We start from the raw sequence: 22,903 nt of genomic DNA on the forward strand, positions 1-22,903 counted from the left end.
TCAAGTATCCTAGACTGTTTCAACTGTTCGGCATCATTGATTAAGTGTAGGCGGTATTCTTGTAAGATGGTGCCATCTTCTGCTTTGTGGATGACGCGGATTGGCTCTCCTTCATGGACGCTTTGCACAACCGTTGCAAGACCGTGATGGCTAGCTGTCGCTTCCACTTGTGGATAAGCCCGATCACGCGCATCGATGTCGTAATCTGTCACACTTGGGTTGACACCTGGCAAGACATCGTCATTAACACGAATGGTCAGCTGACTCTTTTCTTCTGCCGCAACCTTATTGGCAAAGATCTGAATTTCTGAAATAGAGCTTCCACGTTTGCCTTCTGGTGTCTTCATACGGATCCGAACGGCATAGGTGTCGACTTTATCAAAACTAAAATGATTCATCTTGCCAGCTGCTACCGGTTCTTCAACGGTTAGGTGGCTGACTTCTTTCCAGTTAGCTGGATTGTTAAATGGATGGTCTGTTTCGTCTTTAACACGATTTGGATTGCTTGGAACTGTTGGGATTTGTTCCCCTGTATAGTACTCAATCACATACTCACTTGGAGCCCCAACGCCGTGGTCTTCGTGGAAACCAACATGGAGGTTGTCCACTGCTCGCTTGGTCAAGATACCAGAGTCCCCAAACAAGATCCCAACAGAATCTTCCGCATTGTCACGGCCCCAGTTGGTCCAACGGTTAGCTGGAGCATCGGTAAAGGAGATGACCTTATCATTGACCTTAGCAACTGGATCTGCATCATTAGAGTCACTTGCAAAAGCAAGTGGCAAGACTGATCCTGTCCATTGTTCTGCTACGTTGGCTCCCTTGACTGTGTTTGCGGAAACACGAATATGAAGACGCGTTGGAAGATCCGTTCCTTCTACTCGACCGGAGAGGACAACTTCTCCTTCTTGGGCCAAGAGTTGCGGATCGACCGCATCCCAGGCTACCTTGGCAGCATAGGTCTTGCCATTGGAATGATAAGTCCGGACGCTTTCTGGAAGTGCTGGTTTTTCTCCGACTGGAGTGGTGGTGCTGACTTCTTCTACAGCGATAATGCCTTCAACGGTGACTTGGGCTTGGGCTTCTTTCTCTACACCCTCTATATGACCTGTGACTGTAAAGTTATGGTAATCCTTGACTTGATCTGCTGTTACGGCATCCCAGGTCACGCGTTTTTCTTTCGGGAATCCCTTATCATACTCGACCAAGACTGTCTCTGGAAGAGCTGGCAACACGTTTTGATCGGTACTGATTCGTACAGGACGCACCTTCACAACCGTCTTTTCTTCAGGATTTGGTGTGATGGTAAAGCTTACTTCTCCTGTTTGTCCTTGGAAGTTGGCTTCTAAATGAACCAATCCTGCTTCCCGCAGTTCCAAACCTTTCTTGCTTGCAACCGCTTTTCCTTGACTACCAGCTGTTGTTTTGATATCGATTTGATCTGCTTTCAGACTTGCTAGACTGCCATCTTGGTAATGGGCAATGACTTCAAGTGGTACCGTTTGATCTTCCTTGAGTTCCTGTCCTTCTGGCAGACGCAATTCTAAACGCTCAATCTGTGGACTTTCTTCTTGGAATTGTACAGCATAGATCTGTACAGCTCCCGTATCCTTAGCAGTGACAAAAATTTGAGCTTTCAAACCATTTTCACGATTAGCTTGTAGGACCGTTACTTGGGCATTTTCTGCACTCGCTGTGACCTGACCAGGCTCTTGACCATAAGCCAGCGAACGGAAAATGGTATGGTTGCCACTTCCAAATTTTGGAAGAGCTACTCCATCTAGCTGAACCGTTGGTTTCTTAGCCTTGGCTACATCTCCTCCTGCAACCACTAGTGTTGCTTGAACCGTTTCCCCATTGCCTAGGAGTCCTGTCGCTTTCAAGCGTGCTCCTGGCGTAGACAACTGATCTTCTTGACCAGCTTCCAAGGTCCATTGATCAACGTCATAGTGAGCACTGGTCCCATCGGTAAAGACTAATTGCACAGACTTATCCACTGTTGATAGATCTGCTCCCTGTGGGATTTGTTTGATGACTGGAAGGACTTGTTCCACACCGATCACATCGACCAGAGCTTCGACCGTGCGTCCTTGAACATGACCTGTCACACGGACTTGGCCTGAACGACTATAGTCTGCTTTGTCCCACTCAACGGCTTCTTCTTGGGCCTTGCCATCGCTATAGACCACATTGACCTTACTCGGTAAAGCTGGCTCTTCTCCCAGATAAGCACTTTGTCGAACCGGTTCGACTCCCAAGACAGAGCGTTCTGCTTGGTCCTTCTTACCTGTAAAGAGGCTGACTTGGTCTGATTGCAAGCGATCTGAGTCTGCGTACAGAGTAAAGGCTCCCGCCTGCTCAGTTGATTTGACAATGACCACCCCTTTGCCGTTGAAGGCTTTGCGTTGCCATGAGCCATCTGCCTGCGCTTTGTAGCGTTCACGGCTGGCTTGTTCCCCATTATCGACACCGACAATTTGGCCTTGTCCATGCAAATGGAAATGCACCACATTATTGGCAGTTGGCACGACACGGCCTTCTTCATCAACAATTTCATAGGTAATATAGGTCAAATCCTTACCGTCTGCTGCAATCGCATGTTCTTCTTTCAACAAGCGAACACCTGCAGCCTTGCCGGCTGTTTCGACTTGATCTTTCGCAATCACTTCTCCTGCTTCGTTGCGGGCAATGGCTTCCACTTTACCTGGTACATAAGGAACTAACCACTCTAGATAGAGTTCATCCGGATTTGCCCCTTCCTGATAGGTCCGGCCATCAGCTGTGGTCTTCTTGGTAAAGGTCTTCGCTCCTTGTGATTCCCCATTGACAATCAATTCCACACTGTGGGCATTGGAGAAGGTCCGAACAGGAATCCGACCTTCTTCATCCATGATACGATTGGCCAATTCTGGGTTGTCCCAGTTCCAATGCGGCAAGAGATGCACCATCGGATGCTTTTCAGCCGATACCCATTGACTTTGGTAGAGGTAAAAATCATTCTTTGGAAGACCTGCCGTATCGACAATACCGAAGTAAGAACTTTTCACAGGTGTGGCATTTTGGTTGTGCCATGGTGTTGGCTCACCGATATAGTCTGTACCTGTCCAGATAAATTGCCCTGCATAGCCGGCATGATCGCGGTCAAAGATCCAAGAGGCTGTCGCTGTCCGCCCCCAACCAACCCGGTCATTACCGTAGTCTGATTGTTCATAGTGGCGATCTTCTTGGTTGCTACCGACCCATTCTCTTTCAGGGTGGTAGTAAGAGCCCCGTGTCCGCGTCGCAGAAGAGGTTTCAGAACCATAAATGAGCCAGTTTGGGTGTTTAGCTCGTAGGCTTTCATAGTTGGCCTCTGAATAGTTAAATCCAACTGCATCGAGCTCTGCCGCTACCTTTTCATGCCCTCCTGATCCATCACCAAAGCGGAATTTATCAGCTCCCATGGTGACATAGCGAGTTGCATCCACTTCCTTGATGGTCTTGACCAACCGACGAACGGTTGTAACAGATTTGTCTGACCCATCTGCTTCACCGACTTCGTTACCGATTGACCACATGACAATGGCTGGATTGTTCTTACCCCGCTCTACCATGGTCCGTAGATCGTAATCTGACCAAGTATCCCCTTTCCGAGCTTCTGGGTGAGTGGCGTCCTTTTCAAAGAAACGACCGTAATCGTATTGTTTCTTGCCACCATACCAGGTATCAAAAGCTTCTTCTTGGACCATCAAGCCCAACTCGGCCGCAATTTGCAAGGTTTGTTCACTCGCTGGGTTGTGGGTCGTCCGGATGGCATTGACCCCCATGTCCTTCATCTGTTTGAGACGGCGGTATTCAGCCTTGTAATTTTCCTCAGCTCCGAGGGCCCCATGGTCATGGTGAAGGGATACCCCGTGGAATTTCGTAGCCACCCCATTGAGGAAGAAGCCACCTTCTGGCGTCCAGTTCAGATAGCGATAGCCAAAGCGTTCCTTTTGCACATCCACCAACTGCGAATCCCGATAGACACGCGTATAAAGGGTATAAAGAGTAGCTTTTTCATCGGTCACATTCCACAATTTTGGTCGCTCAACATGAAGGGTATGAGACAGGTTGATCTCTTGACCTGCTAGAACAGCTCGTGCTTCACTGCGCGCTTTTTCGCTCACCACTTGGCCATTTTGATCGACAATTTCATATTCCGCATAAATACTATGAGCTTGATCATCTTGGTTGACAATGCGGCTCATCACTACTGTATCCACTGCCCCACCTTGCTGTTTTTCCAACTGAGGGGTCGTAATCGTAGTCCCATACTGCGCTAAATGAACCTTGTCCGTTACACTCAGCTTAACATCCCGGTAAATCCCACTACCAGAATACCACCGGCTACTTGGTTGTTGATTGACCACATGAACGGCGATGGTATTTTCACTTCCATCTGCGTTCAAATAAGGGGTAATATCATAAGAAAAGGCATTGTAGCCATTTGGGTAATGACCGACAAATTGTCCATTTACATAGACTTTGGAATCCATGTAAACCCCGCCAAATTCCAAGCGGACCTTCTTATCTAAATCTTTGTCGTCCAAACGGAAGGTCTTACGATACCAAGCATCCCCACCATTTAATTGACCCCCTTCATTTTGAGCAGGAGAGTTATGATCAAAATCAAAGAAAATAGACCAGTCATGAGGAAGATCTAATTTTTTCCAATCCTTGACATCCACTTGACGCCCTTCTGCACCAGGAGTCGCATTCAATTTAAAATACCAATCTTTATTAAAATCACGTTCTCGATCTTGCACAATATCCTCCGCTACACGATTTTGATCTGGAGCAGCTGTTGCTTCCGTTCCTGTAGCACGCTCAGATGAAGCAGAAACGGGCTGGCCTTCGCCTTGAGGCGCTGGCTTTTCCTCAGCTCTGGTAGGGGTGATGACAGCTGGAGCTTCTGAAACCCTTGCAACAGCTTCAGGAACTTCCGCTTCTGAATTTTCCGTCACAACACTTGGTGTCTCAATCGAAGGCGGTTCACTTTCGAGGGCTGGCTTTTCTTCCGCATGAACCCTTGAAAGCCCAATCATAACAGATCAAGCTCCAACAGAGAGCTTCCGAATACTAAACACAGGACGCTTTTCAAAAAAAGACTTTCCCATAAGAACCTCATCTTAGAATTAACAATTAAATCCGTAAACGCTTTCTTGCACCTGCGAACACTTGCAGAAAATCACATATTAACTATACCAAAAAAAGAGGATCAATAGGCCTCAATTTCGCTCCAACTATAGTTAGATTAAGAACTCATTTAATTAGTGGAAATCTTTTTAAACCCCAAAAAAAGAGAAGTCTTAGGACTCCTCTTTTACCATTTTTCTTATAATCCTGGTTCTTGACCAAGTTCAGCTGCCACCATCCAAATGTTCTTTTCAAGTTCTGCTTTAGCCCCAACAAAGATATCGTTGGTTACATCGTCGCCTTCAGCGTCGGTAACATCCAAAGCTTTTTGGTAAAGGCCGTCAAGGTAATGGAAGATTTCAAGAGCACGTGTCAAGCTTTCTTCTACATTTTTCGTAAATGTTCCACGGCGTTCTTCAATATTGCTGTGTTCCAAAAATTCAGTCATGCTAGAATATGGCGCGCCACCAAGAGTGATCAAGCGTTCGCTCACTTCATCCAAGGTTGCATCCAAGCTGTCCATGTATTCGTCCATCTTTGGATGCCAAACCATAAAGCCACGTCCACGCATATACCAGTGTACTTGGTGAAGGGCAATGTGAGCGACGTAGAGATCTGCTACGACTTGGTTCAAGAGGGCTTTTGTTTCTGGAAGAGTTTCTTTATTAGAAGGTGCAAAAGTTGCTACATCAGTAGCTGCTTCATGTTTCATAGTTGTCATATCGTTTCTCCTTTTTTATAATGATTCTAATTAACTATGTCTCTATTATATGCTTCCTCCACCAGAAAGTCAAGATAAAAGATTTAAAAAGTTCATTCCAAAGCTGGAATAGTTGTCAATTGAAGGAAGATACGATAGAATGAAGAAGACTAATCGAAAGGCTTGACCAATGAAATATATCTTTACCTTCCTGATCTCCATGGTTCCCCTTGTTGAATTGCGCGGGGCCATCCCTTTTGCCATTGCAAATGGTATTCCCTTATGGACAGCGCTCCTGATCGGAGTGATCGGAAATCTTCTCCCTGTCCCTCTGATCTTCTTCTTCGCCCGCCATATCCTCACTTGGGGGGCAAAAAAACCGATCATCGGAGGCTTTTTTAGCTGGTGTCTCAATAAGGGCCATAGAGGCGGACAGAAATTAGAAAAAGCTGCAGGAGACAAGGGAATCTTCTTGGCCTTATTGCTCTTTGTGGGAATCCCTCTTCCGGGAACTGGTGCCTGGACCGGAGCTCTTGCGGCCTCCATCCTTGACTGGGACTTCAAACGCAGTAGCCTCGCAGTCATGCTCGGAGTGATCCTAGCCGGCCTCATCATGGGGACCCTGTCCCTGCTTCTAGGAATCGATACCTTCGCACATTAAGCAAAAGGCTGAAGCAACGGCTTCAGTTTTTCCACACAAAAAAGAGGTTCCCTTCGAAACCTCTTATTTTTTTATTCTTAGTTGTTAAGAGCTGCTGCCATTGTAGCTGCAACTTCTGCTTCAAAGTCATTTGAAGCTTTTTCAATACCTTCACCAACTTCAAAACGAACGAATTCGATAACTGAAGCATTTACTGATTCAAGGTAAGCTTCAACTGTCTTGCTGTCATCCATGATGTAGACTTGTGCAAGAAGAGTGTAGGCTTGGTCAACTTTTGTGTTGTCCAAGAAGAAGCGATCCATTTTACCTGGGATGATTTTATCCCAGATTTTTTCTGGTTTACCTTCAGCTGCCAATTCAGCTTTGATATCTTCTTCAGCTTGAGCAACCACTTCGTCAGTCAATTGTGCTTTTGAACCGAATTTCAAGTGTGGAAGAGCTGGTTTACCAACCATTGCACGGCTTTCGTTATCTTGGTCGATGACGTGGTTCAATTGTGCCAATTCATCTTTCACGAATTGTTCATCCAATTCTTTGTATGAAAGAACAGTTGGTTTCATTGCAGCGATGTGCATTGAGATTTGTTTAGCAAGTGCTTCGTCTCCACCTTCGATCACAGAGATAACACCGATACGTCCACCGTTGTGTTGGTAAGCACCGAAGTGTTGTGCATCTGTTTTTTCAAGCAAAGCAAAACGACGGAATGAAATCTTTTCACCGATTGTAGCTGTTGCAGATACATATGCAGCTTCAAGAGTTTCACCTGAAGGCATTGTCAAAGCAAGAGCTTCTTCGTTGTTAGCTGGTTTACCTTCAGCGATCACTTTCGCTGTTGCGTTTACCAATTCAACGAATTGAGCGTTTTTCGCAACGAAGTCAGTTTCAGCATTTACTTCAACTACTGCTGCAACGTTACCATTGACATAAACACCAGTCAAACCTTCAGCGGCAACACGGTCAGCTTTCTTAGCTGCTTTAGCCATACCTTTTTCGCGAAGCAATTCGATCGCTTTTTCGATATCACCTTCAACTTCAACCAATGCCTTTTTAGCGTCCATGACACCGGCACCAGATTTTTCACGCAATTCTTTTACAAGCTTAGCTGTAATTTCTGCCATTTTTGTTCTCCTATATTTTTTAATAAAATAAGAGGGTCGGGCTGAGCCCTGCCCTCTTAGGTTCGTTACTTATTGAATGAAATTAAGCGTTTTCGCCTTCTACAACTTCAACGATTTCTTCGATTGAATCAGCTTGACCTTCAGTAGCTGCCAATTCAGCTTCTACTGTAGCAACACTGTCTTCACCTTGACGTCCTTCGATAACAGCGTCAGCCATTTTCGCAGTGATCAATTTAACAGCACGGATAGCGTCATCGTTCGCTGGGATGATAACATCGATATCATCTGGGTCAGTGTTTGTGTCGACCATCGCTACAACTGGGATACCCAATTTCTTAGCTTCTTTAACAGCGATTTGTTCTTTATGTGGATCCACAACGTACATTACGTCTGGGATACGAGGCATGTCTTCGATACCGCCCAAGAATTTTTCAAGACGAGCGCGTTGTTTGTTCAACAATGCAACTTCTTTCTTAGGAAGAACTTCAAAAGTTCCATCTTCTTCCATGCGTTTGATTTCTTTCAAACGAGCGATACGTTTTTGGATTGTTCCCCAGTTAGTAAGAGTTCCACCCAACCAACGGTGGTTGATAAAGTATTGACCTGCACGAACAGCTTCTTCTGCAACAGCATCAGCAGCTTGTTTCTTAGTACCTACGAACAAGATCACTGCATCGTTTGCAGCTGCATCACGCATGAAGTCGTATGCTTGGTCTGCGTATTTTACAGTTTGTTGCAAGTCGATCACGTGGATTCCGTTACGTTCTGTGAAGATGTACTTAGCCATCTTAGGGTTCCAGCGACGAGTTTGGTGACCGAAGTGTACACCAGCCTCAAGAAGTTGTTTCATTGAAATTACTGCCATGAGTAGTTTCTCCTTTTTTGTTTTTTTCTCCTCTCTCAGACGTCAACTTGCAGCACGACCACAAGGGCAACGGTGCCACAATGGATCCGAGATGAGTATTTGCTGTCTTAGACAACTCTATAAGTATAGCAGAAATCACTAGAATTCGCAAGCTATTTGAGAGATTTTTTCAGCATTCCCCATCTGCAATGATTTGAAGCAAAAAGTTTTTCTTGACCTATCTTTATTTTTAGGTTACAATATTATATGTTATGGCGGTATAGCCAAGTGGTAAGGCACGGCTCTGCAAAAGCTTGATCGTCGGTTCAAATCCGTCTACCGCCTTGATAATAAAATTTTTTATCATCTTTTATCTTTTAAAAATTCCCCTAGCAATAGGGGGTTTTTTTGTTGCCATTTGCTCCATTCCTTGATTATTGATATAATAAAACCTCGCCTGATCGGCGAAGCACATTAGAAAGGGTATTTATGAAAAACATTCGTTTCTTTACGATCGGCCTTCTTTCACTAGTGACACTAGCAGCTTGCTCACCTGCCAATTCTGCGCAACCAGCAAAAACAGCTTCTAGCTCTAGAAAACCGATCAAACAATCTTCTACCAAAGCATCATCTAGTAGATCGTCTAGCACTTCTTCAGACAGCAGTAGCTCAGATGATTTTTCAGGTCGCTTCAGCTTGGATCCAGATGATGGCGCATCTCTCCAATATGTGCCAGGAGCTGCATCCATTCCTGAGATCGAAAAGCTCAAGAACCTCCACCCTACCACCGGTTTTGTATTAAGAACCGAAGATGGACAAGAGGTTGGTGGGCCAAAAGAAAGAAGCAGTTACGATGACGTAGTTGCGGCCTTTGGTCAACCCGTAAGTAGCACAGACAGTGCGAATCCTGGCGATGGGGTCAATGTTTGGGCAACAGACAATGGCGATATCATGGCTTTCTTCCGCAATAATGTGTTAACAGATATCACCTTCCGACTAAGAGGGGGCGATGCCAACCACCAGTCTACTAGCAGCATTTCCAAATCCGATACACCAAAAACGGCCCTCGAACGTCTCGGAAAACCCTATACCATTATGCGTTCAGAAAATGGGACCAGCTATGTCTATAAAGATAGCAACGGAGATGAATCTAGCTTTTCTACACAAGGAAATAAGATCTTCAATGTTACGTCTGCTGCAGAAACCAAGCAGTTAAAAAAGATCACTGGCCTGGATAAAAATCAATAACGATCCATACAAAGAACCCTCCAAGTTTTTCTTGGAGGGTTCTATTTTTCTTACAATTCAGCAATTTGGTTCAAATTCACTTCTGCAACCGTATCGTTACCGAACATAGAAATGACCATTTTCACCTTGTTGTTATCAATTTCAGTGATCTTACCAGTATAGTCTGTGAAGGCACCGTCGATGATACGAACCGTATCGCCCACCTTGACATCCAAATCAAACTCTTGAACGGTTTGACCCATAGAGAGCAAGATGCTGCGGATTTCTTCTTCCAACAATGGAGTTGGTTTTGAACGGTTCCCGTGTGATCCGACGAAACCAGTAACGTTCGGTGTATTCCGAACGACAAACCAAGCTTCATCTGTCATGACCATTTCAACCAAGACATAACCTGGGAAGCGGTTTTCTTCGATTTCTTTGGTTTTACCGTTTTTCTCAACTTGTACGGTTTGAGTTGGAATCTCTACGCGCAAGATGTTTTCTAACATATTGTAAGTTTGCGCACGTTGCAAAAGATTCTCTTTTACCTTGTTTTCATATCCTGAGTAGGTTTGTAGTACAAACCAGCCTTTATCAAAACTGTCCATTTGGGCATCCTTTCTTTCTGTTTAGCCTGCTCGAGCTTTTGTGAACATACTAAAAAAAGCCTCTTGGCTTTCCTTTTCCTAGCTTCATTATACCACATTTTGCAGGAATGCAAAGAGGTTTGCTGATTTATTTTTAAGAAAAGGCAATAAAAAATGGGAGTGGGAAAGAACTCCGACTGGTTAAAAAGAGTTCGTTTTCCCACCCCCGCACAGTTGATTAGGCCATCTTTGAAGCTTAAAAAGCGAACAAAGATGCCAATCAACCACTGCGTCTTGCAGTTAATCCTATCAAAAATCAAAGGCTGGACAGTTGTTGCCCAGCCTTATGGCTTCTTTTCTTAAAAGAAATTGATCATGTGCAATAGGCCACGTGCAATGACTTTGTCGAACAAATAAATCAATGCAACAAAGAAAGCGGTGTACTCAATCACTGAGATAAAGTTTTTCCATCTTTCCTTGCGATTTGGCCAAGTTGTATCTTTTAGTAAGACGAAAATATCTTTAATGAATTTCACAACTCTCTCCTATCGTGTTTCTTTATGGATGGTATACTTGCTGCAATGCTTGCAGAATTTATTGACTTCTAGACGTGTTGGTTTTGGCGTCCCACTCAACTTAATGGAGTAATTGCGTGACCCACAAACCGTACACGCTAGACTTGCTTTTTTTAATGCCATAACGCCTCCGTTCACCCCATTATAGCAAGTTTTCCACGTTTTGACAAGAACAGAAAATCTCCTGTCAAGAAAAAAGCAAATCTAAAGCGTTATCACTCTGGTTTTCTCCTCATTTTTGGTAAAATAAAACAAAAGGAGACGAATATGAAAAGTGATAACCTAAAAGAAAGTAGAAATATCGAAGACCGTCGAGGGCAAAGCTACTCCCAGTCTTCAGGCAATAGTAACCTTGGCGGAGGCATTTTACAGATCTTACTATCGCCGGGAAGCTTCAAGAGTAAGATCATCATTATCCTCCTCATAGTCTTTCTAGGAGGGGGAGCTAGCCTTGGGGGTCTCTTTGGAAATGGGACTTCTTCTCAACCTTACCAATCCACCCAAGTCACGCGCACCAACAAGACCCATGTCGATGATGCAGATGCTGAGTTCGTCAGCAAGGTCCTTGCCACAACAGAAGATCATTGGCACAAGGTCTTTCAAGCCGAAGGACGGACCTACCAGGAGCCCAAACTAGTCTTCTATACCGGACGGACAAAGACAGGCTGTGGAGTTGGGCAAGCATCGGCTGGTCCCTTCTACTGTCCGACCGACAAAAAGATTTATTTGGATATGAGCTTCTACAAGGAATTGACAACCAAATACAAAGCTAGCGGGGACTTCGCCATGGCCTACGTGATCGCCCACGAAGTCGGCCACCACGTACAAAACGAGCTGGGAATCCTTGGCAAATACCATCGGATGCAACAAGGTCTTTCTGAAAAGGAACGAAATGCCATCAGCGTCCGCATTGAGCTACAAGCCGATTACCTAGCAGGTGTCTGGGCCCGCTCCATTCAAGACCGAAATCTTCTAGATATCGGCGATATCGAAGAAGCCATGAATGCAGCCCATGCCGTCGGTGATGATACTCTCCAGGAGCAAGCCTACGGCTACTCGGTGCCAGATAGCTTTACCCACGGAACTTCAGAGCAACGCATGCGCTGGTTCAAACGGGGCTACCAGTACGGGGATCTCCAACACGGCGATACCTTTAGCTTGTCAGATAGTGAACTCTAAATAAAAAACGATTCAGAAAAATTTCTGCATCGTTTTTTGTTTAGAAACCAAGCCAGCCTTTGAAGGTATCCCAAGCGTTTTTCGCTTTGCCTGGGATATCGGCCTCGTCGATTGCTTTTTTCGCATCATCGACCATATTCGACGCCTTCTCTTTAACATCCTCAAAGAAACCTTTGTCTTCTTTGCTATCTGTTTCTGTCGTTTCTTCTCCGACTGGCGCAATGCCGTTTTCAGCATAAGAGTTCTTCACCGAGTCAAACTGGGTACCGTCTGTATAAGGCAGGACACTGTTGGCAACATTGCGGAAGATCTCGGACGCCGTTCCAGCACTACTGTCCGTCAGGTAGTGATTTTCATCGGTCGTTGGGAAACCAAGCCACTGACTGATGACCACATCTGGCGTGTAGCCGATCACCCATTGGTCTCCAGAGAGGTCCTTGTTAAAGCTGGTCTCTGTCGTACCGGTTTTCCCTGCCATGGTATAGCCATAAGGCGCAGCGTTCACCCCTGTACCATTACTGAAGGTACCAAGCATCATATTGGTCATCTTATCTGTCGTTGAACCACTAAGCACTCGGGTTGATTTCTGGCTGTGGCTCTTGACCACTTGACCACTGGCATTTTCGATCTTGGTAATAAGATGGGCATCATTCATGACCCCGCCGTTTGCAAAGGTGCCATAAGCCTGAGCCATCTGCATCGGATTGGTTGTCACACCAGCTCCCAAGGCAACGGCAAGCGACTTGTCCACCTTGTCCATGTTGAGCCCGAATTTTTTCCCGTACTCAAAGACCGTATCAAGACCCAAATCATTAGCGGTCGCTACGGCTGGAAGGTTAAGGGACTCTGCCAGGGCCTGGTACATCGGTACCGTTGGGCTAGACTGGATTCCCGCGTAGTTATTGACCTCATAGCTTCCATATTGTGTGGTACTATTGTCCAATTCCTTATTGGTCGACCAACCTGCCGCAACAGCTGGGCTATAGACAACCAAAGGTTTGATGGTTGATCCTGGACTTCGAGCAGCCTGGGTAGCGTAGTTGTAGGTACGGAAACCTGGATTTTGATCGCTTCCGACACGCCCTACGAGAGCCCGAACCCCTCCGGTCTTAGGATCGAGGGCGACACTACCAGATTCCGCGCGCGTGCCGTCTTCCGCTACTGGGAAGAGGGCCGTATTGTCATAGATTACCTGCATGCTTGCTTGGTAATTTTGATCCAGCTCGGTGTAGATCCGGTAGCCATTTTTGACAATATCTTCTTCGGTGAGACCGTATTCGTTGACCGCTTCATTGATGACCGCATCAAAATAGGATGGGTAGCGGTAGTCCTCTGACTTGCCTTCATAGGCATCGACTAGCTGGCCATGGATATCAACAGCAGCAGATTGATCGGCTGTTGCCTGGTCAATATAGCCAGCCGCTACCATATTTTGAAGGACCGTATTGCGGCGGTTGGTCGCATTCTCTACTGAATAGAGCGGGTTATAGATTTCCGGTCCCTTGAGCATACCTGCGAGAACTGCAGACTGGTCCAGACTTAATTGACTGGCTGAAACCCCAAAATACTTTTTGGAAGCATCCTCAATTCCCCAAACCCCATTTCCAAAATAGGCATTGTTGAGGTACATGGTGAGGATCTCTTTTTTACTGTATTTCTTATTGATTTCAAGTGCCAGGAAGAATTCCTTGGCCTTGCGCTCCACCGTCTGGTCCTGGGACAGATAAGCATTTTTAGCTAGCTGCTGGGTGATGGTCGACCCACCACCTGAGCGACCCAAAGTCAAAATGGCTAAGAAGAAGCGACCATAGTTGATCCCACTATTCTTGTAAAAGCTCCGGTCCTCTGTTGCGACCACGGCATTTTGCAGATTCTCACTAATGGCATCGAGTTCGACGTAGGTTCCTTTTTGTCCGGTCAAACTTCCAGCCTGGTCCCCATTCTTATCATAGATAATGGTGGTCGCCTTGAGTGCATTCTGCAGATCCTTGACATTGGTTGTCTTAGCAAGGTAGAAAAGATAGCCCCCTGTCAAGAGACTAAAGCCTAGTCCAATGATCAGGAGAATCTTGGTCAAATGGAATCGGCGCCAAAAACGACGGAAGGGGTGCTGAGAGAGAGGCTTGCTTCTGTGCTTGCCTGAGCGACTATAGGTCGGCTCTACTGTCTCTTCCGGTAGTTCCGTGTCTGACACTTCTTCTGCCACCGATTTAGGCGGATGATCCTTTCTAAAAAAAGTGATCAGGTTTTCAAATAATTCTTTTATTCTATTCATACCTGTTATTGTAACACCTTATCCTTGTCCTAGCAAGAAAAGATAGCTCCTCGCTATTTCTCGTTTAGTTTTCTTTAAGCTTAGATTTTGCTACAATAGGGTCATGAACTATCAATTTACCATTCCACAATCCTTTCCCCAGATGACTGTGAAAGAGTTGCTTGAGGACTACTTCCTCATCCCCCGTAAGATCCGGCATTTTTTACGAACCAAGAAGCACGTCTTGGTCAATGGAGAGACCATCAACTGGCAGAGCCCCGTTCAAAAAGGAGACCAGATCCAGCTAATCTTTGATGCCGACGATTACCCTGAAAAAGATCTCCCAGCCGGAGACCCGATTCTGGTCGAAGAGCTCTATCAGGATGAGCATGTCATCATCGTCAATAAGCCCGAAGGTATGAAAACCCATGCCAATGAGCCAACAGAAATTGCTCTTCTCAACCATGTTTCCAGCTATGTTGGATCTACCTGCTACGTCGTGCACCGCCTAGACAAGGAAACCAGTGGGGCCATTTTATTTGCCAAAAATCCTTTTATCCTGCCCATTCTCAACCGCATTTTGGAAGATAAAAACATCCAACGCGAGTACTGGGCCTTGATCCAAGGCAGCTTAGCACAAAAAACTATCATTTACAAGGATAAAATCGGACGCGATCGCCACGATCGGCGCAAGCGCCTGGTCGATCCACGAAAAGGTCAGTATGCAGAAACCCAGGTGACGCAACTGAAAAAAATCGGGCGAAACAGCCTGGTCAAATGCCAGCTCAAGACGGGCCGTACCCATCAGATCCGGGTGCATCTCTCCCATCATGGGCACCCGATTGTCGGGGATCCTCTCTATAACCCCGCACGCGAAGAGCGACTCATGCTCCATGCTCACCGCTTGACCTTCACTAATCCATTAACCCTTGAAACCATCCAAGTCGAAGCCCCTTCCAAGAGTTTCGAAAAGGGATTGAGAGACTAAAAAAGAAGCCACAGGCTTCTTTTTTTTTATTATTGATAACGTGGGGTTGCAAATCCACGGATATTACCATGTCCGATTCGGTAGGTATTGCGACGGACTTGGTTGTTGGAGTTTCCTTCAATGGTATGAATGATTCCGTTTGAGACGCTTTCGACAATTCCGATGTGATCGGCAAAGCCATTATTTTGTTGGCTATTTTGATCCCAGTTAAAGGTGATGATGTCCCCTGCTTTTGGTGTAGTGGTACCATCTTCGTTCCAGATGCCCAAGCGTTTGAAGATCTGGATGTGACGTTCGACTCCACATTCACGGCCAATCAAACCACTCAAACCTTCCCGCTGGAAGACTGTTGTAACAAAGATATCACACCAGTCATCGGTCGCCTTCACTGCATAACCAACCGGAAGTGGTTTGACACTGTTATAATCATTGACCAATTGTTGGTGAGCTGCAGTTCCGCCACGAACACCCACTAGGCTAGCTGCTGCCCGTAAGACACGGTCCCGTTGTCCATTCGTTACACGAGGACTAAAAGCAGTTTGATCTACTGTCGCACGGGGATGAAGGGCTGTTTGACCAAGGTTAAAGCCTTCAACGCCACCATCGACATAATCCACATAGACGTGAGTGGTATAGTTACCTGATTGGTACTGGTGATTTGCTGCAGAGACCTGCACTTCTGTATGCATACCAGAAGGTGCTGTTGAATACCAGTAAAGATTTTCTTGGTGCGCTTGAGACCAGGCTGCAACACGGATGTTCTTAATCCGACGTCCCTGAGGCGCTTGATCCACTGTTACCGTATAGGTTCCAGCACCAGAATTGACATTCTTGATAGAAGCTTGCGTCTTGGTCTTGGCATTTCGGAACTCCACTTCTGTAGTTGTGGTACCAACACCTACACGAGATCCATCATTTTGGATGTAGTAAAGATGAACATGGTACTTACCAGTAGAGTTCTTGTGGTCGCTTGCTTTGACAGATACCTTGTAATCTCCGTTCGCTTGACGAGTCGCCTCATACCAGCGGATGTCGTCTTGGCCGTCCTTGTCAGACCAGGTTGGTACTTGCACAGTCTGCACACCTTTAGGGCTGTAGACATCTTTGATGATGACGTCAAAGGTTCCTGTATCCTTGTTGTTGTTTTGGATCAAGATTGTACCAGAGCGGCGGGCTTGACGCACTTCTGTCGTGGTTTCTGTTATGTAGCTTCGTTGGTTATTTTGATCTACATAATAAACATGGACATTGTATTTCCCATCTTCATTTTTATGGTCTGAAGCTTTGATGGTCGCACGATAGCTGCCATCACTTTGACGGACTGCTTTGTGCCATACTAGATCATCAGGCCCGTTCGAATCCGACCAGGTTGGGATCAGAACTTCTTTCAAACCATTTGGTGCAACAACATTACGAATAACCGCGTCAAAGGTACCTGTTACGGTATTGTTGTTCTCAATTGTAACAGTACCACTTGGTTTGACTTCATGTACTTCTGTCTTAGTCTCTGTAATGTAGTTACGTTGATTATTTTGATCTACATAGTAAATATGAACATTAAATTCACCTGTGTCATTTTTATGATCAGATGCTTTGATGGTCGCACGATAGCTGCCATCATCTTGACGTTCTGCTTTATGCCAAACTAAATCGTCCTGACCGTTTTTGTTAGACCAGGTAGGAACTAGAACCTCTTTCAAACCATATGGGGCAACTACATTGCGAATAACTGCATCAAAGGTACCTGTCTCTGAATTTTTGTTCTCAATTGTAACAGTACCACTTGGTTTGACCTGGTGAACCTCAACTACTTTTTCAGTCAGATAAAAACGATTATTTGAATCATCTACAATGTAGGCGTCAGCACGGTAATTCCCAGTAGAATTCTTATGATCATTCGCTTTTATAGTCACACGATAAGAACCATCTGCTTGACGTGTTGCCTTGTGCCATACTAGGTCATCCTGTCCATTTTCAAGACTCCATGATGGAACTAATACTTCTTTTAGACCAGTTGGTGCAACAATATTGCTAACAACCGCATCAAAGGTACCTGCTACTGGGTTGTTGTTTTCAATCGTCAGAACTCCACTTGGTCGAACATAATCAACCGAAACCACTCGTTCGGCGATATAGTGGGGGTTACCAGAGTTGTCAACAATATAAGCATCTGCACGGTAGTTTCCTTTATTCCACTTATGCTCACTCGCTTTTATAGTTACTCGATAGCTACCATCCGTTTGCTTCGTCGCCTTATGCCAGATAAGATCGTCTTGGCCATTTTCTAGACTCCATGATGGCACCAAAACCTCTTTCACACCCCCTGGAGATGTGATATTACTAACAACTGCATCAAAGGTACCTGTAGTTTGATCACTGTTTTCAATTGAGAGAGTACCACTTGGTTTCTGTACATGTTCTGTCGGTAAACTATTATTTTCTGTTTCTACCACTCGTGCGCGTGCGCCGTATGGAGCGCGACTAGCTACCACAGCAGGTGTTGGTTGCTCTGATGGAACCTTCTCGCTAGTAACCTCGTCAGAAGATGGAGTCGGTGTAACAGGTGTTGCCACTGTTGCAACGGTATTTTCTATCTGAACTGCTTGATCAGTTCCTACCACATTAGCTGTAGTATTCTGCGTTTCTGATGAAGTCGTTGTTTTTGCAACGACAGCTGATGTATTTTCTGGTGTTTGATCGGACGCACCTTGCTCATCGGCTTTGGCTTGTTGTGTTGAAAAGGCCAACAAAACAGCTGTCCCTGCGTAAAAAATAAGATCTTTCTTTTTCATGTATCTTCCCTTACAAATTTTTATACGGATTGTACCCACATAGTAGTATTATAGCATAAACTGCCGGATCAAGAAACAATATCATGAGAAGATTTTATCCCTCCTTTAAAGAAAACAGAAGGCCAAGTCGGCCTTCTGTTTAGCTTATGCAAAAATTGAGAAGAAAGGTGCTCCGAGCTTGTTATCCATCGGGTCTTTACTCTTAATGGAATGAAGATAATTGATAGAGTACCAGCCGTTGTTGCCGCTATTATATGGATCGCGTACATAGGTTCTTCCATTGTCATAACCATGCAAGACCAATTCATGAGTATAAGGATCGCTAGTAAATTGGCTATTGCCTACCGCAGCAAGTACATGCTTGCCAGCCATGAGGGCTTCTGCAATGCCTCCAGCTCCATTAATCAATTGGCTCTTCAAGCCCCAATTACGAGTGGCAGCTACAATCCCATCAGAATCTGTTCCTGCTTCACCTTTGTTGAATGAATCAGTATTGTTGTAGAGATAATCAGCTACTGTTGTTGGCAAAATAGTTCTGCCAAGGATATCTGTGAAGGTCATGGCAAGAGAGGTTGGCACACAACCTGACTGATCGACATTGCTCACACCGTAATATTTCCCAGCCCAACGAGGATCCCGTTGAGAATAATAGGTTGTTTGTGGGTTCACCTTTTGATTTCGTGGAGACAAGGCTGTTTGACCAAGGTTAAAGCCTTCAACACCACCATCTTTGTAGTCCACATAGACGTGTGTAGTATAGTTACCCACTTCATTACCGTGATTATTGGCAGAGACTGTGATCTCTGTGTGCATACCTGTCGGCGTTGCGGAATACCAGTAAAGATTTTCTTGATGAGCTTTGGACCAGGCAGCAACACGGATGTTCTTAATCTGACGACCTTGAGGAGCTTGATCCACAGCTACTGTATAAGTCCCGTTCGTTGCATTGACATTCTTGATAGCAGCTTGCGTCTTGGTCGTCGCATTTCGGAACTCCACGTCTGTAGTCGTGGTACCAATACCAATCCGAGAACCATCATTTTGAATGTAGTAAAGGTGAACATGGTACTTACCAGTAGAGTTCTTGTGATCGCTCGCTTTGACGGATACCTTGTAGTCCCCGTTCGCTTGGCGAGCCGCTTCATACCAGCGGAGATCATCCTGTCCTTCCTTATCAGACCAAGTTGGGACTTGCACAGTTCGCACCCCTTTAGGACTGTAGACATCCTTGATGATGACGTCAAAGTTGCCTGTGTCTTTATTGTTATTGACAACCGAAATGATTCCCGTTGGATTATCATGTTTAACGGTTACAACTGTTTCAGTAACAAAATGACGGTTGTTATCATTATCAACAATATAAAGGTCTGCACGATAGTTCCCTAGTGAGTTTTTATGATCACTTGCTTTAATCGTCACTCGATAACTACCATCAGATTGACGATTTGCCTTGTGCCATACAAGATCATCCTGTCCGTTTTCAAGGCTCCATGATGGAACTAAGATTTCCTTTACACCATTGGGGGCCACCACGTTACGAATAACCGCATCAAAACTACCAGTTGAAACATTATTGTTTTCGATCGTTAATGAAGCAGTTGGGCGTGATTGACGAACTTCAACTACTTTTTCGGTCAGATAAAAACGATTATTTGAATCATCTACCATGTAGGCGTCAGCCCGATAATTCCCAGTTGAATTCTTATGATCACTCGCTTTAATAGTCACACGATAAGAACCATCCGCTTGACGCGTTGCCTTGTGCCAAATGAGGTCATCTTGTCCATTTTCTAGACTCCATGATGGAACTAAAACTTCTTTTAGTCCATTTGGGGCAACAATGTTGCTAACAACAGCATCAAAGGTACCTGCTGTAGTATTGTTGTTTTCAATCGTAAGGACACCACTTGGTCGAGCATAATCAACCGAAACTACTCGTTCTGCGATATAGTGGGGTTTACCAGAGTTGTCAACAATATAAGCATCAGCTCGGTAGTTTCCTTTATTTCCTTTATGCTCACTTGCCTTAATGGTTACACGATAACTGCCATCAATCTGCTTAGTTGCCTTGTGCCAGATAAGATCGTCTTGACCATTTTCTAGACTCCAAGATGGGACTAAAACCTCTTTAACACCTAGTGGTGCTGAGATATTAGTGATAACGGCGTCAAAAGTTCCTGACTTAGCATTATTATTCTCAATCGTTAACGTGCCACTTGGTTTTAAAACCTCTGGTCGTTTTCCGATGTAAACATTTGTCGTTGTTCCACCCACACCCGTCATTTGTCCATTGTTCTGAACATAGTAAAGATGGACATTGTAAAGACCGGTTGAGTTTTTATGATCGGACGCTTTTACATTAACAGTATAGGTTCCGTTTGCTTGACGGTTGGCTGTATACCAAACAAGGTCATCTTGACCACCTGTTTCTGACCAGATCGGTACAGAAACACTTCGAACTCCATTTGGTGCCTTAACATTTGAGATGACAACGTCAAAGCGGCCCGTCATAGTATCGTTATTGACAATGTCAATCTTCCCACTTAAGCTGCCTTCTGTTGGATCCGCTGCAGGTTTTGCGTTCGCTGTAAAGCGACCGGTATAGTCCACACTGTGGTCAAAGAGGTGTTTTCCTGGAAGCAATTCCGCTTGAGAAGTAAACTGCCACGCGCCAGCTTTCCCATTGTAACGCAAGCTTTTCGCATCGTTTACAGACAGTTTTGGAGAAGGGTATTGGGCAACCCAGAAATTCTGAAGCCCAAATTGAGCGGTGTTGACAGGACCTTTCTTGCGGAGGTTGTTTTCATCCAACCAGCTTGCACTGGTGTAGAACATCAAGTTGGTGTAGCCATTTTTACGCATTTCGTCAGCCCAAGCTTGGGTGGTGCGGTTGATGTTTGACTGCATCTTGGCATCCTCAAAGTCATTGACCATGAGGGTGTTCTTTGGAAGATTCAAGCGTTGCGCCGCTGCGATATAGAACCGTGCTTCTGCACGCGCTGCTTCTTCAGAAGTATAGCGAGAGAAGTGGTAGGTCGATACTTGCAGACCCGCAGCTTGTGCATTGCGAATTTGGTTCTCCGCATTCGGGTTCTTGTACCAAGTGTCTTCTGTCAATTTGACAACGACACCGCCCACGCCCTTATTAGCTAGGGTACGGTAGTCTCCAATACTAATGTCTCCATTGTGGCTACTCACATCAACAAATGATTTTGGCTGAACTGCTACATCTGTTGAGCGACCAGCAGGAGCGTGAGCGCCTGTGTTAAAGAAGGTCGTGCTTCCTGTATTAGACTGAAGAGGAGTTTCTTCTTTCTCAGTAGTCGATGCTTCTGTAGCTTTCTCAGCAGATGAGGTTCCACTTTCTGAAGCCGCGACCTTGCTCGCAGGTGCTACAGCTGGCTCTGTCACAGTTGCTGGTGCTGCATAGTTGCTTGCGACAGGTGCTACTGACTTTTCAGCAACGGCTACTTCTGGTGCTTTTTCAGCTTGGACTTGGTTGCCTTCAGTAATAGTGGCCTCGTTTGAAACCAGCTCATCTGCACTGACTCCCTGAGCAGATACAGCCATCAAGACTGCCGCTCCGGCATAAAAAATAAGATCTTTCTTTTTCATATAAACTTCCCTTTATACAAATTTTATACGTTAATCATTTTACCACACGGTTTCAGCGATGAAAAGTTTTATAAGGCAAATTTTTAAAATTAGTGATATTTTTTTAAAAAACTAAAAAAAGAAGTCCGTCTGACTTCTTTTGATCTTATGCTAAACGCTTTAAGGCCGTCTTTAAGTAGTGACCATCTCGAATTTCTTGGCCAACACGCTTGGCATTGTCCACCAAATCTTGGTAATCCGCATCTGAAAGATTGTCGATTGTCACCTTCAAATCATGGAGAGACTCTACTGCAATCCCGCAGCCCTTCTCAAGCACAAAATGAGACAAGGCTGACTGTTTCCACACGACAAGCGGGAAGCCCGATGCTAGATAAAGTGACGCCTTGTGAGAGTTGTTGTAACGGAGGTATTCTCCAAAAAAGCCACTACAGGTCTCAACGCTATCTCCATCCCAGACCAGACCAAAACCGCCCTCAAGGGCTGCAGGAAGTTCATCCGGTAGGAAGGAACCAAAGTAGGTTTCATTTGCAAGCGCTCTACTCTCATCAAAGCCAACACCATAAAGGTTATAAGACGGTGCTTCTGGAAGAGTATAAAGATAACCAGCTTTTTCCTTGGCCAAATTACCTGCCACAATTATCGGCTGGTCTTTTGTTTGGCCACTCTTTTCTTGAAAATCTGGAATCAAATAGTCAAAAATACCAAGGCTGACAATCTTATCTTCTACAACCCCCTTATCCACTAAAACAGATTTCATAACCGGGTTGTGAGCAATAATTCCTGTAACACTACGGAACGTATCACTTTCAGTTAGTTTCATCCGTAACTTCATTCTAAATGGTAAGGTTTTATCATTCACAAAACGCAGTGTTTCCAAATCATGAACTAAAAAATAGACGTCCGTACCCCTGTTTTTAAGTTTTTTTAGTATATGGTTAAGAAACAAAGAATGATGTAACAAAGGAAATTGAATTATGATCTCATCATTTTTCTTTAGGTCTTTGAAAGCTCTAAAGAGAGCTCTATATTTATGAATTTGTGCCCTAAGAACATTCATTTGATACCAGTCATCCACCAAAACTTTCAAAGGAGAATAACCTAATTTATTTAAAATGGCTTCAACGTCATTACGTGCTTTATTTCCCGCATTTTTAGCATTATTGTCGTGTAAAAATTCTTCTTTTAAATAGTATTTCATCTTTTACT

The 22,903-nt window shown here is 44.9% G+C and carries 14 protein-coding genes, 1 tRNA gene and 1 pseudogene; 5 read left to right on the top strand and 11 right to left on the bottom strand.

Annotation, left to right across the window (positions count from 1 at the left end):
• Positions 1-11: 11 nt before the first annotated feature.
• Positions 12-5,138 (bottom strand): annotated as a pseudogene (locus ACESR9_RS04440) (Ig-like domain-containing protein); the annotation flags it as partial.
• A 218-nt stretch (positions 5,139-5,356) separates the two neighbouring features.
• Positions 5,357-5,878 (bottom strand): Dps family protein, encoded by a 522-nt coding sequence (locus tag ACESR9_RS04445; RefSeq protein ID WP_049522575.1) that lies wholly within the window; start codon positions 5,876-5,878, stop codon positions 5,357-5,359.
• A gap of 169 nt (positions 5,879-6,047) precedes the next feature.
• Here ACESR9_RS04445 and ACESR9_RS04450 point away from each other — a divergent pair, with 169 nt between their 5' ends.
• Positions 6,048-6,518 (top strand): COG2426 family protein, encoded by a 471-nt coding sequence (locus ACESR9_RS04450; RefSeq protein WP_373105765.1) that lies wholly within the window; start codon positions 6,048-6,050, stop codon positions 6,516-6,518.
• A 77-nt stretch (positions 6,519-6,595) separates the two neighbouring features.
• Here the strand turns inward: ACESR9_RS04450 and tsf are convergent, their stop codons facing one another.
• Complete coding sequence (gene tsf, locus ACESR9_RS04455; RefSeq protein ID WP_003001949.1) at positions 6,596-7,636, bottom strand: translation elongation factor Ts; 1,041 nt, start codon at positions 7,634-7,636, stop codon at positions 6,596-6,598.
• A gap of 82 nt (positions 7,637-7,718) precedes the next feature.
• Positions 7,719-8,501 carry a 30S ribosomal protein S2 gene (gene rpsB, locus ACESR9_RS04460; RefSeq protein ID WP_373105767.1) on the bottom strand — a complete coding sequence of 261 codons (783 nt, stop codon included), beginning with the start codon at positions 8,499-8,501 and terminating at the stop codon, positions 7,719-7,721.
• Positions 8,502-8,754: 253 nt separating this feature from the next.
• Between rpsB and ACESR9_RS04465 the strand changes: the two genes are divergently transcribed.
• Positions 8,755-8,825: transfer RNA gene (locus ACESR9_RS04465), tRNA-Cys, on the top strand.
• A 144-nt stretch (positions 8,826-8,969) separates the two neighbouring features.
• On the top strand, positions 8,970-9,728 hold the full coding sequence (locus tag ACESR9_RS04470) for a hypothetical protein (protein WP_070464948.1): 759 nt from the start codon (positions 8,970-8,972) through the stop codon (positions 9,726-9,728).
• 50 nt (positions 9,729-9,778) lie between these two features.
• Here the strand turns inward: ACESR9_RS04470 and nusG are convergent, their stop codons facing one another.
• The 3 genes from nusG to rpmG form a co-directional block, all read right to left on the bottom strand.
• Positions 9,779-10,315, bottom strand: coding sequence for a transcription termination/antitermination protein NusG (gene nusG / locus ACESR9_RS04475; protein WP_003002077.1), 537 nt, complete (start codon positions 10,313-10,315; stop codon positions 9,779-9,781).
• Positions 10,316-10,653: 338 nt separating this feature from the next.
• Positions 10,654-10,830, bottom strand: a complete 177-nt coding sequence (gene secE, locus ACESR9_RS04480) for a preprotein translocase subunit SecE (RefSeq protein WP_003002261.1) — start codon at positions 10,828-10,830, stop codon at positions 10,654-10,656.
• A 9-nt stretch (positions 10,831-10,839) separates the two neighbouring features.
• Positions 10,840-10,992 carry a 50S ribosomal protein L33 gene (rpmG, locus tag ACESR9_RS04485; RefSeq protein ID WP_003009043.1) on the bottom strand — a complete coding sequence of 51 codons (153 nt, stop codon included), beginning with the start codon at positions 10,990-10,992 and terminating at the stop codon, positions 10,840-10,842.
• A gap of 144 nt (positions 10,993-11,136) precedes the next feature.
• Here rpmG and ypfJ point away from each other — a divergent pair, with 144 nt between their 5' ends.
• Positions 11,137-12,048 carry a KPN_02809 family neutral zinc metallopeptidase gene (ypfJ, locus tag ACESR9_RS04490; RefSeq protein WP_023919834.1) on the top strand — a complete coding sequence of 304 codons (912 nt, stop codon included), beginning with the start codon at positions 11,137-11,139 and terminating at the stop codon, positions 12,046-12,048.
• 40 nt (positions 12,049-12,088) lie between these two features.
• Here the strand turns inward: ypfJ and pbp2a are convergent, their stop codons facing one another.
• Positions 12,089-14,323, bottom strand: a complete 2,235-nt coding sequence (pbp2a, locus tag ACESR9_RS04495) for a penicillin-binding protein PBP2A (protein WP_373105771.1) — start codon at positions 14,321-14,323, stop codon at positions 12,089-12,091.
• A gap of 103 nt (positions 14,324-14,426) precedes the next feature.
• Here pbp2a and ACESR9_RS04500 point away from each other — a divergent pair, with 103 nt between their 5' ends.
• On the top strand, positions 14,427-15,290 hold the full coding sequence (locus ACESR9_RS04500) for an RluA family pseudouridine synthase (RefSeq protein WP_373105773.1): 864 nt from the start codon (positions 14,427-14,429) through the stop codon (positions 15,288-15,290).
• 29 nt (positions 15,291-15,319) lie between these two features.
• Here the strand turns inward: ACESR9_RS04500 and ACESR9_RS04505 are convergent, their stop codons facing one another.
• The 3 genes from ACESR9_RS04505 to ACESR9_RS04515 form a co-directional block, all read right to left on the bottom strand.
• Positions 15,320-18,082 carry a GBS Bsp-like repeat-containing protein gene (locus tag ACESR9_RS04505; protein ID WP_373105775.1) on the bottom strand — a complete coding sequence of 921 codons (2,763 nt, stop codon included), beginning with the start codon at positions 18,080-18,082 and terminating at the stop codon, positions 15,320-15,322.
• A gap of 144 nt (positions 18,083-18,226) precedes the next feature.
• The gene (locus tag ACESR9_RS04510; protein WP_373105777.1) at positions 18,227-21,697 is read right to left on the bottom strand and encodes a GBS Bsp-like repeat-containing protein; all 3,471 of its coding nucleotides are present in this window, start codon (positions 21,695-21,697) and stop codon (positions 18,227-18,229) included.
• 145 nt (positions 21,698-21,842) lie between these two features.
• The gene (locus ACESR9_RS04515; protein ID WP_373105779.1) at positions 21,843-22,895 is read right to left on the bottom strand and encodes a glycosyltransferase; all 1,053 of its coding nucleotides are present in this window, start codon (positions 22,893-22,895) and stop codon (positions 21,843-21,845) included.
• Positions 22,896-22,903: the final 8 nt, after the last annotated feature.

Origin of the sequence: Streptococcus parasanguinis (assembly GCF_964238605.1) — a bacterium.
Lineage (GTDB): Bacteria > Bacillota > Bacilli > Lactobacillales > Streptococcaceae > Streptococcus > Streptococcus parasanguinis_AJ.